The organism is Micromonospora wenchangensis (assembly GCF_002210435.1).
In the GTDB taxonomy this organism is placed as follows: Bacteria; Actinomycetota; Actinomycetes; order Mycobacteriales; family Micromonosporaceae; genus Micromonospora; species Micromonospora wenchangensis.
Window position 1 is genome coordinate 1 of the sequence record NZ_MZMV01000057.1, and the last position, 13,550, is coordinate 13,550.

Annotated in this window: 9 protein-coding genes, 1 tRNA gene and 1 other RNA gene; 7 read left to right on the top strand and 4 right to left on the bottom strand. The window is 67.8% G+C overall.

The window, feature by feature from the left end; all coding sequences use genetic code 11:
• Window positions 1–2,343, bottom strand: a 2,343-nt coding sequence (locus B5D80_RS25715; protein WP_144081759.1) for a DNA polymerase III subunit gamma and tau, incomplete at its 3' end; no start/stop codon positions are given.
• A gap of 107 nt (window positions 2,344–2,450) precedes the next feature.
• Window positions 2,451–2,540: signal recognition particle sRNA small type (gene ffs, locus B5D80_RS25720), an RNA gene on the bottom strand.
• 82 nt (window positions 2,541–2,622) lie between these two features.
• Here ffs and B5D80_RS25725 point away from each other — a divergent pair.
• Together B5D80_RS25725 and B5D80_RS25730 are read left to right on the top strand one after the other, a co-directional pair.
• Window positions 2,623–2,707: transfer RNA gene (locus B5D80_RS25725), tRNA-Ser, on the top strand.
• Window positions 2,708–2,885: 178 nt separating this feature from the next.
• Window positions 2,886–3,581 (top strand): alpha/beta hydrolase, encoded by a 696-nt coding sequence (locus B5D80_RS25730; RefSeq protein ID WP_088646530.1) that lies wholly within the window; start codon window positions 2,886–2,888, stop codon window positions 3,579–3,581.
• Window positions 3,582–3,714: 133 nt separating this feature from the next.
• Here the strand turns inward: B5D80_RS25730 and B5D80_RS25735 are convergent, their stop codons facing one another.
• Window positions 3,715–3,963, bottom strand: a complete 249-nt coding sequence (locus B5D80_RS25735; RefSeq protein ID WP_088646565.1) for a flavin reductase — start codon at window positions 3,961–3,963, stop codon at window positions 3,715–3,717.
• 156 nt (window positions 3,964–4,119) lie between these two features.
• On the opposite strand from B5D80_RS25735, the gene B5D80_RS25740 reads away from it, so the two are divergent.
• From B5D80_RS25740 to B5D80_RS25760, 5 genes are all read left to right on the top strand, one after another.
• On the top strand, window positions 4,120–4,326 hold the full coding sequence (locus B5D80_RS25740) for a helix-turn-helix transcriptional regulator (protein ID WP_088646531.1): 207 nt from the start codon (window positions 4,120–4,122) through the stop codon (window positions 4,324–4,326).
• A 140-nt stretch (window positions 4,327–4,466) separates the two neighbouring features.
• Window positions 4,467–5,081: a hypothetical protein gene (locus tag B5D80_RS25745; RefSeq protein WP_088646532.1), complete on the top strand. Its 615-nt coding sequence runs from the start codon at window positions 4,467–4,469 to the stop codon at window positions 5,079–5,081.
• A 32-nt stretch (window positions 5,082–5,113) separates the two neighbouring features.
• Complete coding sequence (locus tag B5D80_RS25750) at window positions 5,114–5,608, top strand: hypothetical protein (RefSeq protein ID WP_425437259.1); 495 nt, start codon at window positions 5,114–5,116, stop codon at window positions 5,606–5,608.
• An 87-nt stretch (window positions 5,609–5,695) separates the two neighbouring features.
• A complete protein-coding gene (locus B5D80_RS25755; protein WP_144081760.1) occupies window positions 5,696–8,269 on the top strand; it encodes an RAD23 family protein in 2,574 nt (857 codons plus the stop codon).
• Window positions 8,270–8,825: 556 nt separating this feature from the next.
• Window positions 8,826–12,308, top strand: coding sequence for an NACHT N-terminal Helical domain 1-containing protein (locus tag B5D80_RS25760; RefSeq protein WP_158224238.1), 3,483 nt, complete (start codon window positions 8,826–8,828; stop codon window positions 12,306–12,308).
• Window positions 12,309–12,566: 258 nt separating this feature from the next.
• Here the strand turns inward: B5D80_RS25760 and B5D80_RS25765 are convergent, their stop codons facing one another.
• Window positions 12,567–13,550, bottom strand: a complete 984-nt coding sequence (locus B5D80_RS25765) for an NAD-dependent epimerase/dehydratase family protein (RefSeq protein WP_088646536.1) — start codon at window positions 13,548–13,550, stop codon at window positions 12,567–12,569.

The window sequence follows — 13,550 nt, forward strand, 5'->3', positions numbered from 1 at the left end:
CGCCGACGCCCCGGCCGTGCCCGGTCCGGCCGGCGCGCCCGCAGATCCGCCCGCCGACCCGGCCTGCGCCGTACCGTCGGCCATCGTCGCCGTGGCCACCGCGCCGCCCGGACGGGCCGCCTCGGGCCACTCGCCGGCATCGCCCGCGCCGCCGGGGCGGGCAGCCTCCGGCCATCCGTCCTCGCCACCGGGACGGGCCGGCTCGGGCCAGTCGTCGTCGGCCGGGTTGGTCCCGCCGCCCTGCGCCTGCGGCTCGCCGGCCCGCACCGCGACGGCGGTCGCCCCGCCCGCGCCGGAGCCGTCCACCACACCGGTACCGTTCGCGCGACCGGCACCGGCGACACCCGGCACGCCGTGCGGGCCGGCCCCGCCCGCCGCGCCGTTCGCGTAGGGCCCGCCGTTCGCGCCGGTCGCGTCAGCGGGTGGGGAGACGTCGGGCCGGGCCGGCGGGCCGGCGGCCGGTCGGGGCACGCCGGACGGGCCGGGACCGGCGTCCGGGCCGGCGGACGGACGGACCGGCTGGGGGGTGACGCCACCGTCGGACGGGCCGGGCGGGGAGTCGGCGACAGGCGCGGACGGGCGGGCCGGACGCGACGGACCACCGAGGGTCGCCCCACCCCGCTCGCCGGCCACCTCGCAGCGGATCTGCCAGCGACCGCCCAACTCCTCGTAGAGCGCGTCGGTGAGCACCCGGGCGTGGTCGGCCATCATCTTGGCCAGCACCACCGACTTCACCGTCACGACCAGCGTGTCCCCGTCGAGGTCCCGGACCACGGCGTCCCGCATCAGGGCGGCGATCCGCTTGTTCGTCCGGTTGACCTTGCCGACCACCTCCGGCCACGCCCGCCGGACCGCCACCGCGTCGAGCGCGCCCACCGGGTCGCTGCCCGGTCGGGGCGGCTCGGGCGTCGCCGGATCGGGCAGCACCGCCGACGGCGGCACCGGACGGCGTACGGCAGCGGCGTCGGCGACCGGTGGGCCACCCGACGACGGCGCGGCGGGTGCCGCCGAGGATGGTGCGGATCGGGCTCCGGCCACGGCGGCCCGCGCGGCAGCCGCCCCGGTGGGGCCTGCGGGCTCCGCCGGGGTGTCGGCGACGGCCGGAGTGGGCTGGGGGCGTACCTCAGTCGGGTTGGGGGCAGGCGCGGAGCCGGCGGCGGCCGGCGGCAGGTCGACGGCACCCAGGGTGAGCCGACGCTCCATCCGTTCCAGACGCTGGAGCAGGCCACCTGTGGAGTCGTCGACGCCGGGCAGCAGCATCCGGGCGCAGATCAGCTCCAGCAGCAGCCGGGGAGCGGTGGTGCCGCGCATGTCGACCAGACCGTTGTGCACGATGTCGGCGCAGCGGGACAGGGTGGCCGGGCCGAGCCGCTGCGCCTGGGCGGCCATCCGCTCGATCTGGTCGGCCGGGCCGTCGATCAGGCCCTTGCCGGCGGCGTCCGGCACCTGCTGGAGCACGATCAGGTCGCGCAGCCGTTCCAACAGGTCGGAGGCGAACCGACGGGGGTCGTGGCCGGCCTCGGCCACCCGGTCGACGGTCGCGTACGCCGCCGCGCCGTCCCCGGCGGCCAGCGCGTCGCACATCTCGTCGATCAGCGCCGAGTCGGTGACGCCGAGCAGCGCGGCGGCCCGGGGATAGCTGACCCCCTCCGGGCCGGCGCCCGCGATGAGCTGGTCGAGCACGGAGAGGCTGTCCCGGGCGCTGCCGCCACCGGCGCGCACCACCAGCGGGAAGACCGCCGGGTCGACGGTCACCCCCTCGGCCTGGGTGAGCTGCTCCAGGTACGGCCGGAGCACCTTCGGCGGGATCAGCCGGAACGGGTAGTGGTGGGTCCGCGACTTGATCGTGCCGAGGACCTTCTCCGGCTCGGTGGTGGCGAAGATGAACTTGACGTACTCCGGGGGCTCCTCGACCAGCTTGAGCAGGGCGTTGAAGCCGGCCGACGAGACCATGTGCGCCTCGTCGATGACGTAGATCTTGAACCGGCTGCGGGCCGGCGCGAAGAACGCCTTCTCGCGCAGCTCACGAGCGTCGTCGACGCCACCGTGGCTGGCCGCGTCGATCTCGATGACGTCGATCGAGCCGGAGCCGTCGACGGCCAGCGACCGGCAGGAGTCGCACTGCCCGCACGGCTCCGGGGTGGGGCCCTGCTCGCAGTTGAGCGAACGGGCCAGGATGCGGGCGCTGGAGGTCTTGCCGCAGCCCCGGGGGCCGGAGAACAGGTAGGCGTGGTTGAGCCGACCGCTGCGCAGCGCCTGCGACAACGGCTCGGTGACGTGCTCCTGGCCGATGACCTCGGCGAAGGTGCGCGGCCGGTACTTGCGGTAGAGCGCCAGCGTCACTCGCCCCGCCTCCTCTCGACCGAGCCATTCTGCGCCGGTCGGGCGCGGGTGACCACCCACCACCCCGGGACCCGACCCGCAGGTACGGTACCGGTGGGCAGAGACAAAAAGGCCTCCCGTGCACCCGGCAGAGCTCGCTTATCCTTGCTGCCTTCCGGCCCTGGGGAGGTTCACGAGATACCGCCGCACGGGAGGTACCGCCCACCCTACCCGACCCCGGGTGGATCTTCGGGGGGTGGTGGGGTGGCCCGGCCGTCGGGGACCTGTATCCTGGCTCGCGGAGGATTCGCCTAGAGGCCTAGGGCGCACGCTTGGAAAGCGTGTTGGGATAAAACCCTCACGAGTTCGAATCTCGTATCCTCCGCTCTCTTGAGCAGCACCAACGTCGAGGGTCGGCCCCGTTCGGGAGCCGACCCTCCGTCGTCTCCACGGACATCCGGCCGCGATCGCGCCGCGCTATGCCCACGGCAGAACGGGCACTCGGGCACCCGCGCCGGCCCCTAGGGTCTTCCGCAACAGCGGCCCGGTCGAGGGAGGCAGCGATGCGGATCGTCTTCGTGCACGGGGCGTGCGTACGCGACGGGGCGTGGTGGTGGTCCCGGGTCGACGCGCTGCTCGCGGCCGGCGGGACGGCGAGCGTCGCGGTACGGCTACCGAGCTGCGGTGAGCTGCCGGATGCCCGCCGGCCAGCAGGGCTGGACGACGACGTCGAGGAGACCCGTCGGGTCCTGCGCGACGGCGGCCCGACGATCCTCGTCGCCCATTCCTACGGCGGGGTGGTCGCCACTGCGGCGGCCGACGCCGGGGACGTCCGGCATCTCGTCTACGTCAGCTCGTTCCTGCCCGACGTGGGTGAGTCGCTGGCCGATCTCGGCCCCGCCGGACCCGCACCCCATCTGGAGTTCTTCCCCGACGGCACGTTCGCGGCCCGGCCCGAGCTGGTCCCGCCGCTGTTCCTGCACGACTGTGACCCGGCGGCGGTGGAGGGTGCGCTGGCCCGGCTGGTCCGGCAGGACGCCGCCGTGCTCACCACCCCGGTCCGGTACGCGGGCTGGCGGTCGATCCCGGCGACGGGGGTGGTCTGTGCCGGGGACCAGGCCACCCCGCCGGAGGTGCAGCGCGCCCAGGCGGCACGGGCGGGGCGGACGGTGGAGCTGGCCACCGGGCACCATCCGATGCTCTGCCACCCGGAGCTGCTCGCCGGGCTGCTGCGGGAGATCGCCGTCGAACACGACTGACGACGTATGCGCGGGACGCATACCGTTCATCCTCCGCTCGTCTGAGCAGCACCAACGCGAGGGCCGGCCCTGATCCAGAGCCGACCTTTCGTCGCTTCCCGAAGCTGTGCCAGGACAGGGCGGCCAGGAGGGGTCAGGCCCTGGGGGTCGTCTTCACCCAGCCCAGGAAGCGCTGGTACGTGCCGATCGGGTCGGGCGGCTCGGGGCAGATCCGGGTGAGGTCGGCCGTTGCCTCGCGGAACAACTCGGCAAGGTCGACCGCGAGGTTGACCCGCTCCCCCGCGTACTCGGCGACCAGGTCGAGCCGAGCCCTCCCGCAGGGCCAGGGCAGCGCATCGGCGGTGCAGATCCAGAGAGGTCTGAGCGGCGCGTGTCTCTGCATGTCGCCTCCGAGGTGGGTCCGAACTTCGCGGCACCCCGACCCGCCGGGAGGCTCCTCCACCGGGCCGGAGGCCATCTCTACCTCACCGCACCTGGCATACACTTGTCAATCAGCAAGGAGCGATAGTCAAGCCAATGCCGTGCTTACGGTCGAACGGTGAAGCGACCGCGCTTGTACGGACCGGGCGAACTGGCCGCCCTGTTCAACGTGTCGCGGCAACGGGTTCTACAGATCACCCGCCGGCCCGGCTTCCCCGAACCGCTCGCTCGCCTGATCGGCACCACGGTCTGGGACGCGGACGAGGTGGACGAGTGGGCACGCCACCACCGCCCGCCCCGCCCACCTGCGGAAGACGACGAGTAGCCGCCCGGCCCGTCGGGCAGGGCAGCAGCAACACCGGCATGCCTCCCACCGCGAACCCCGGTACGGTGCGGGCACTCGCGACGGCCCTGAAACCGTCGTACACATGTGCTATCCACAGGGTGTGGACGGCGGGGGGTGGGATGAGTTACCAGCTCAGCGCGGTCGTCGCGGATGTCGAGCTGCTCCGCGAGCAGACCGCCGACCTGGATCACGCGGTGCTGGCGGCGCTGCGGCAGGATTTCGCGCTGCTGCCGGTGACCCCGCAGTTGGTCGAGGAGCTGACCGGCGCGCTGCCGGACTACCACCCCGAGGAGCCGACCGCCGAGCAGCCGTTCGAGCTGGTCTTCTCACCGGCCCTGGGCGGGTTGCTGGACCGCTGGTCGCGGCGGGGTCCGGTGGCGTACCTGGAGGCGGAGTTCGCCGGTGGGATCGGCCACCAGGCGTCGGCGGTGTGGCTCGGCGGCCGGTTGAGCTGGGGTCCCCGCTTCGACTCGGCCTTCACCATGCCGCGCGGGGAGTGGCCGATCAACGCGGCGCTGGCCCGGCTCGGCGTGGAGCCCGGTCGGTGGCTGGATCCGTTCGCCGAGCTGGGCCTGCACCTGGAGCGGAACACGGACGGCTGGCTGACCCACGGCCGGCGCGGCCTAACTGCCGACTACTGGGACGAGCTGGCCGAGGAGTGGGAAGAGCAGGAATTCGCGGCCGACCAGCAACCTGAACGCCCCGGTCCCGTTGGGGACTGGGGGATTCCATGAAATTGCGACAATTTGCCGTGCTTACGGCGTTACTGGTGGCTGCCTCGGCGTCGGGCAGCGGCACCCGTCCGTCGGGGCCCGACATCCCGGCGCGGCCGATCGGCGTCAGCCAGGTGGTCGGGCTGCACGGCCTGGCCGGGGCCGAGTTCGGTGCCAGCGAGACGGAGCTGACCCGGCGCGGGGTGCTGCGCGCCGACGCCGACACCTGCGGCATGACGCTGGCCGGGCACGGCACGGCCAGCCCGATCTTCGTCGACGACCGGCTGGTGCTGCTCTGGCTCGACGATCCGATGAGCACCCCGGAGGGGATCACCGTCGGCGCCCCCGTCGAGGAGGTGCTGAGCCGGTACCCTTCGGCGGTCCGGCTGCACGCTCCACAGCGGACGTACCGGTTCGACGGGCTGTTGGCCCGCGACGGCGACCGGGGTTACCTCTTCCTGCACGACGGCACCGCCGTCCGGGAGATCATCGCCGGGTACGCCGACTGGGCCCGCCGCCTCTTCGACGAGGGCTACGGCCCCTGCTGAACTCCGACCACGACGTATTGTCCGTGACCGGTCCCGATGAGAACATCTCCTGGCCACGCAGTCGGCGTGGCATGTCACGGGGGATAGATGTCACGCACCGTCATGTCCCGCCCGGTAATCCGGGCCGGGAAGTCACTGCCGCGCCTCACGCTCGTCACCCTGCTCGTCTCGACCCTGGCCGCCGGCCCGATCGCCACGGGCGGGGCACCGGCCCCGGCTGCGGCGGTCGGTTCGTCCGGCAGCGGGGCGACCCACTCGCCGGCACCCGCCACATCGGACCTTCCGTCACCGCCCGCCACGGCCCGGGAGACGCCGGCCGCCGCATCCGGCCGGAACACACCGGCCCGCGACGTGCCGGTCCCCGCAGCGGAGCAGACCCCGCCGCACCTGGCGACAACCCCGGCCCCCGGTGCGCAGGCCGCCGGGCTGAGCACCGAACAGCCACGTACCCGCTCCACCACCATCATCCGGCAGCCCAAGCCGCCCCGCTCCCGTTGCAGCGGCGGTCTGACCCTCGGCACGGTCGTCACCTGCACCGCGATCGTCGACCAGGCGCAGGACGTATGGACCGTCACCACCACCGCCGACGACGACCTGCTGCTGATCCAGCTCGGTCGGGGCACCGGGCGGGACTCCGTCGGCGGCCGGGTCACCGATGCCACCGGCCGGGAACTCTGCCGGCTCGGCGTGGACGCGAACCGCTGTCGGGTCGGTGCCGCCGGGGCGTACCGGATCACCCTGCAACTGCCGTACCCGACCGGGCGGGGCGACTACACGATCGCGGCCGAGTCGACGCGTACCCCGTCGAGCTGCGGGCAGTTGCCGGTGGACCTGTTCGACTTCGGGTCACCGGGCAGCACCGTGACGCTGCCGGCCGGGGCGGCCGCCCGGTGTCACCTGTTCGACCAGCCGCGCGGCGCGCTGCTGCGGTTCGCCGACCCGGGCGGTCCGCGCGACATCCGGGGGCTGATCCTCGACGGGCAGCGGCTGACGCTCTGCGAGTTGAGCTACGGCGGCGGTGACTGCCGGCTCGACCGGCCGGGCCCCTACCGGCTGCTGAGCTGGGAACAGTACGGCAAGGAGGGCACCCACCTGGTCAAGGCGCGGCGACTGTCCGACCCGGCGGGCTGCCAGAACCTGCCGCTCGCCCCGTACGGCGACCCGGGCAGCGCCGTGAACAGCGGTGCGACCCCGGCCGGCGAGACGACCTGCCACATCTTCAGCACCGACGCGGCCCGGCCGCTGCTCGTCCGCGCCGTCAGCCTCGACGCCACCAGCTTCGACTGGCAGGTGCTGGACGCCACGGGCGCTGAGGTCTGCGCCCGGGAGGGCATCCCGGTCTGTGCCGTGCCGGCCGCCGGCCGGTACACCCTGCTGGTCAGCAGCCCCCGCTACGCCGACCGGACCCACCGGTACGAGGTGGCGTTGAACCCGCTCGACCGGGCCGACGGGTGCGCACCGGCCACCGGCTACACCCCCTGGGACCAACCGGCCCTCCAGGTGAGCCAGGTCGCCCGGGTGCAGACCAACTGCCAGCCGTTCACCGGCCGGGCCGGTGAACGGGTCATCGTGTCCGGTGCACGCTGGACCCAGGACACGGGTGGCAACCGGATCTGCACCGAGTCGTCCGACGAGGTCGGCTGCGTGCTCCCGGCCGACGGCGACTACCGGGTGATCTCTTACCGGGAGTGGAGCGGGAACAGCGTCGAGACGTACCCGTTGGGTATCCGGCGGATCTCCGACCCGGTGGGCTGCCCCACGGTCCGGCCCGGCAGCTACGGCGCCGCGCCCGCCGGTGCCCCGGCCCCGGTCGCGTGCCGGATCCTGGACGTCCCGGCCGCCGGGGTCTACCGGGTGACCGCCCTGCACGGCGACAACGTGACCACGTTCGCCCGGGTCCTCGACACCGCAGGCCGGACGGTCTGCGCCCAGGTCCGCTGCCCGCTGCCCGCCGGCCGGCACACCCTGCTGGCCAGCGTGGACGCCACCAGCACCACCGAGTTCGCGGTGTCCCTGCTGCCGCTGCGGCCGACCGGGTGCACACCCGTCTCCGACGCCGGCTGGGCCGACGCGCCGCACCGGGGCCGGATCGACACCTCCGGCCAGATCGACTGCCTGGTCCTGCCCACCCCGTCCGGGGCGTCGATCGCCGCGCTGCTGCCTGTCGACGCCGCGTTGAACGTCGACATCGTGGACGCGGACGGCGAGTCGGAGTGCAGCCTCTGGTGGTACACCTGGCACGGCTGCGAACTGGACGGCCCGGCACCGCACTCGGCGCTGCTCACCGGGCAGACCTGGGTGACGCAGCTGGCGTACACGGTGGGCTTCGCCCGGACCGACGCGCCGGCCTGCCCGACGCTGCCCCGGGACACCACGGACACCACCGTGACCACCGGCCCGGACCGCCTCGCGGCCTGCTTCACCGTCCCGGCCGACCAGCACGCCGCCCGGCAGACCCTCACCTGGGCGCGCACCGCCGGCACCGGCCGGGCCCGGCTGACCGTCTTCGACGGGGCGGGCCGGTCGACGTGCGGGACGGACCGTGCCGCCCAGGGCACCGTCACCTGCGCGCTGCCTCCCGGCCCGGTCACCGTGCTGCTGGACACCGACGGCAACACCGCCACCTACCGGCTGAGCCACCGGAACGCCGGCACCTCCTGACCCGGTCGCGGGCCGGCCCCGACCAGGGGCCGGCCCGGCCCGGCAAACGCGGAACGCCCGGTGCGATCCTCGCGGATCGACCGGGCGTTCTCGCTGTTCACGAGCGGTGGCGGCGGGATTTGAACCCGCGGAGGGCGTAAACCCTCACACGCTTTCGAGGTCTGCGATCACCCGTCCGAGATGGGTCAAGACCGTACGTGAGCTGTGATCGGGGCACTGTCCGTGCTCAGGTAAACCCCGATGTACCTCCCTGAATGAGACCACAACTGAGACCATGCCGGCCTGTGGTGCCCGCGACGCGATGCGAGCTTGCGCCCCCGCCTCCGGAGGGATATACCCTTTCCGGCCGCATCCCGCCGCTGAACTGGTCAAACGCGAGGCGGGGCAGGCATTTGGCTCAGCGATGGCTGACATGCCCACCCGGCAGCGGTAGCCGCCGGCCAGCCTAAGCAGGGATGCCAATTGCTGACTGATACCGGACAGCGAGTAGCGTCCCATGGCCATTCGCTGTCTAGACTGGGATCGTTGGAAACGGTATAAAAGCATGATGCCCGTCATGGAGACCCTCGCAACCACAGTAGGTTCATCAGTAGCCAAATGGATTATCGGCACATGGCTGGGCGACGGCCTAACTAAAGAGCTCTCCAGCGGTCTAGTAGATGTCATTACACCCAAGGTGCCGGACTTCTTCCAACGTCGGCGCATAGAACGCCAGATGCAGCTTGTTGCAGAAACTTCGGCCGAAAAGCTCGCACAGCTCATTGAGACTGAGTTCAGATCATTGGAGCAAGGCGAACAAGCTTCCGCCGTCCTTGCAGCCGGCGAGACTCTTCAGGTTGGTCTTGCAGTAATCGACCTAACTGCTCTCGACTTCGATCCGGCACGCCTCAAAGAAGAGCTGATGCAGGTCGACGGAGGCCGCACTGCAAAAAGCGGGCTGTCCGAGACAGGATGCAGGCTATATAGCCTTCTCATCTCCGAGTCGTGCAGCTACATCGTCGAGGTTGTGACAGCTCTTCCCGCGTTCTCTGCAGCCGCTTCCCTGGAGATCCTACGTCGCGAAACCACTCTCATTGATATGGTGCGGGAGATATACGAAAAGCTCCCCGATCCTGGGGCCGCAGCCGAAAGAGCGGCTGCGGTTGTTGCGGAGTTTGAGACCCATTACAGGCGATACATCGCCCGACGACTCGATCGACTTGAACTCTTCGGTTTGTCCGTATCGGAATTTAGTAGTAGATATGCCCTAAGCGTCGCCTACATTACGCTTAGCGTGCGAGGTAGAAGCAGGGACGTTCACTTCAATGGTGAAGGCAAGGCATCAGCCGCCGGAATAAAAGTAGCCGACGACGGTCTGAGCCTACGGATTGACGATGCGATTGGCCCCAGCTCACGGGTCTTTGTGCGGGGGGCAGCAGGATCGGGCAAGACGACTCTAATGCAGTGGATCGCCGTGAACAGCGCCCGGAGCGAGTTCGAGGGCGCCATGGAAGATTGGAATGGAACCGTTCCATTCTTTCTTCAACTGCGTCGCTTCGGCAAGGGTGCCCTGCCAAGCCCGTCCGACTTCTTGAGCTTCGCTGGCCCAGGCATTTCCGGCCGAGTCCCCGAGGGGTGGGTTCTTGAGCAGCTCATCGAAGGCCGGGCCGTATTACTCATTGATGGCGTAGACGAGGTAGCCGAAGCGGATCGTGCAAGAGTTCGTCGTTGGCTCGAAGACCTCCTCGCTGCTTACCCTGACTGCAGGTATGTAGTAACAAGTCGCCCCGCCGCCGTAACTGCCGACTGGCTAGAAGGTGAACTTTTCGACACTCTCGACCTTCAGCCTATGACCATGGCTGATATCCAACAATTCGTGTCCCACTGGCACCAAGCGGCAGCGCGTAACTCCTCGGAAGATGAGCAGTTAGCTCAGCTCGTGAGATACCAGGCTACTCTGACAGAAACAATTTCGAGCAACCGTCAGATTCGCAGCCTTGCAACTACTCCACTTCTTTGTGCCATGCTTTGTGCGCTCAACCGTGACAGGCGGACGCAGCTACCAAAGGACCGAGTCGAACTCTATCGCATAGCATTAGAAATGCTTTTAGAGCGACGCGACCTGGAGCGGGAGATAGATATTTCGCATGACCCCGTGCTTTCGCTTCCCGAAAAGCTAATCTTGCTTCGAGAACTCGCTTACTGGCTTGTCCTTAATGAGCAGTCGGATGCCGATTATGACATGGTGCTCCAAAGGTTCGAGCACCGCCTTCTCTCGATGCCAGGTGTCATGGCCGGCCCCAAAAGAGTACTGAAGTATTTGCTTGTCCGGAGCGGCTTATTGCGTGAGCCGGTTCAAGGGCGAATCGACTTTATTCACCGCACCTTCCAGGAATATCTGGCTGCTGTCGAGGTGTCGGAACTAGGGAATATCCCAATGCTCCTTACTCGTGCTGCCGAGGATAACTGGCGGGAAGTTGTTGTCCTCACGGCCGGCACCTGTCATAGCCGACAGAAGGCGGATCTCTTGCGCGGCCTGCTACGGAGAGGCGCTAACGATCCGGAGAACCAGCATACGTTCTATCTTCTCGCCGTTGCTTGTCTGGAAACCGCTCGGGAGGTACCACCCGACCTCGTCGCAGACATCAGCGACTGCCTGAATGCGCTTCTTCCTCCGAGTAACGTTACAGAGGCAAAAGAGCTTGCCTCGGCCGGCGAGTTGGCCCTGGCGAGGCTACGGGAGTACACAAGGGCTAAGGCTCAGGAGTCAGCTGCCTGTGTCCGTGCCGCCTGCTTAATTGGCGGAGAGGTCTCACTCCCAGTATTGAGGGCGTTTAGCAGCGATCCAAGAAAAACGGTCCAGCGAGAGCTTATCCGATCATGGTCGCTACATGACATGCCGGCCGAATACGGCGAACAGGTCCTTCAGAATGCTCCGTTAATAGACGGCCATATTGCCATCTCGGATCCGTCGCTACTTCCCCACCTTCACGCACTAAAGAAAATGCGTTCGCTGGAGGTAACGATTCGTGGCCTAGCGGTTAACCTTGACCTGATACGGAGCTATCCTCAGCTAAACTACTTCGACGCGCGGGGCAGCTCAGAGATATCGGATCTTTCCTTCCTGTCTGAATCGATCGACCTTCAGCACCTCGACCTTGAGCGCTGCCCACTTGTCTCCGACTTGAGGCCGGTCGCTGGAGCTCGTAACATGTGGCTGCTGGATGCTTCAGGTTCTCAGGTGCGAGATATTAGTCCAATTTCCGAGATGGGGCGGCTGCATTGGCTAGCTCTCAGAAGTTGTTCCGAGATCGAGGACTGGACTCCGCTTGAGGGGAAGAGTGAGCTGGATTACGCAGACTTTTCTCACTGCGCCGGTCTGCGAGACCTTGCCTTCACGAAAGGCTGGGAGGCCCTTGGGACTCTCATTATCAGCAACACTAGCGTAACGTCACTGTCGCCCCTTGGTCGGCTGCAAAAGCTATCAACCGTTTTTGCGTCGTTCTGCGAGGAACTCGTACACGCTGCCGGGCTCAGTGGCGCTGAGCATCTTTCAGCCCTCGATCTCTCCTACTGTGACTCACTTACGACGACTCGGAACCTCACGGGCTTGCCAAGGCTCATGAGACTTGAACTCAATGGGTGCACGAACCTGGTAGACATCCCACTTCCGGCAGAGGTTCCGAAACTTAGAATGCTGTTTCTGACGACGTGCAAATCACTACCACGGGAGGAGTTCGAAGCACTGAGAGATTTCTCCGGACTGAGTGTTCTCTACCTGGGTGGGACAAAATTCTCGCAGACTTCACTTCTTGCTCATATGCGGTACCTCGAACACCTTTCGCTGGATTCCTGCAAGGAGGCTACTGACCTTTCTCCGCTTGCAAACTTGCCGTCACTGAAAGTTCTGTCAATAGCTAATGTGGATGGCATTGATCTTCGCCATTTGGGTGATCAGAGCAAGCGGCGCCTGTTAGTGGAGATTAGGCGAGATCAAGATGTCAGCGGTATCGAGGAATTCAAAAAGGTCGGAGGGCGGATACGTTACTACAACTACTAAACCGCCGACATAAGCAATGCTAGCTGACCTTGCTGGTGCAAGGTGACCGAGAAACCACACCCTCAGCCGACGATCCAATTTTGGAGCGTCCCAGCTTCAGGGCAGGGCAGGTTGGGAGTCCTACTGCACGCACGAACCTGTCGCCCTAGCCTGATCTTGCTCGGATTGCCCGAGCGGAATGACAAGTCCTGCTTGCCCTCACGGGCTGGGTCCGCAATTCACCGCGCCCAGCCCGCAGTGCGCAGAGCAGTTTGGTACCTACAGAGGTAGTGTCGGAAGGGTGCTGGCTAAGGAGCCGGACGCGCTCCTTAGCCATGCCTCCCATGCGTCCGTGATGATGGCGGTTAGTTCTGACTTTGCTGGTGCCCAGCCGAAGGTTTTTTGGGCGCGACCGATGTCCGCAATCAGGTTGGGTGGTTCTGCTCTTGGAGGCTGACGATGGACGACAACCGGGTGACCTGTGACCTGCTCAGTCGTGGCTACCACGCTGGCCATGCTTGTTCCGATGCCTGAGCCTAGGTTTATGGTTTGGAAGGTCCCTGGGGTGCATGCGGCTAGAGCGAGCCCTACAGCGCTGGCTACATCAGCGACGTGAACAAAGTCTCGTATTGCCGAACCGTCTCCGTTCAAAGTCACATAGTCGAGTTCGCCAGTGATCGCGCGGAAGACGTTGGGGATGATCCGGGCGCGGTCGGTATCGGTGACGCCGTCGACCGCTCCGGCAACATTGAAGGGCCGCACGGTGATCGCACCGATCGCTCCAGTCTCTGCGAAGGCCGCGACCATCTGCTCGGCAGCGACTTTGGATGCCGCGTAAGGGCTTTCGGGATGTGGGTCGAGGTCTTCGGAGAGTGCGCCGTGGTGCTGTGATCCGTACACGATGTTGGTGGAGGCGAAGACCAGCGAGGCCGGCCCGGTGGTCGTCCGCGCAGCGTCCAGGGCCATGAGTAGGTTCAGGGTGCCGGTCGCGTTGACGTCAAAGTAGCTCAGCGGGTCGGCAAACGAGTCCCGCCCGCTCGTGAGCGCGGCGAGGTGCACGACGCCGCCGTACCTGCCTTGCTGGACGATGTCGGCGACGCGGTCGCGGTCGCGGATGTCTCCCGTCACCAGCTCGGCACCAGGGGGTGGGGTGCGGTCACTGCGGCCCCGGGTCATGACGGTGACCCGGTGGCCGGTGGCGAGTAGTTCGCGGGTGACGGCATGGCCGAGGAATCCCAGGCCACCGGTTACCAGTACGTGCAC

Coding starts and splice junctions, on each gene's coding strand:
- B5D80_RS25730 (WP_088646530.1), top strand. CDS start 2,886: ATGCGGATCGTCTTCGTGCACGGGGCGTGCGTACGCGACGGGGCGTGG.
- B5D80_RS25735 (WP_088646565.1), bottom strand. CDS start 3,963: ATGCAGAGACACGCGCCGCTCAGACCTCTCTGGATCTGCACCGCCGAT.
- B5D80_RS25745 (WP_088646532.1), top strand. CDS start 4,467: ATGAGTTACCAGCTCAGCGCGGTCGTCGCGGATGTCGAGCTGCTCCGC.
- B5D80_RS25755 (WP_144081760.1), top strand. CDS start 5,696: ATGTCACGCACCGTCATGTCCCGCCCGGTAATCCGGGCCGGGAAGTCA.
- B5D80_RS25760 (WP_158224238.1), top strand. CDS start 8,826: ATGGAGACCCTCGCAACCACAGTAGGTTCATCAGTAGCCAAATGGATT.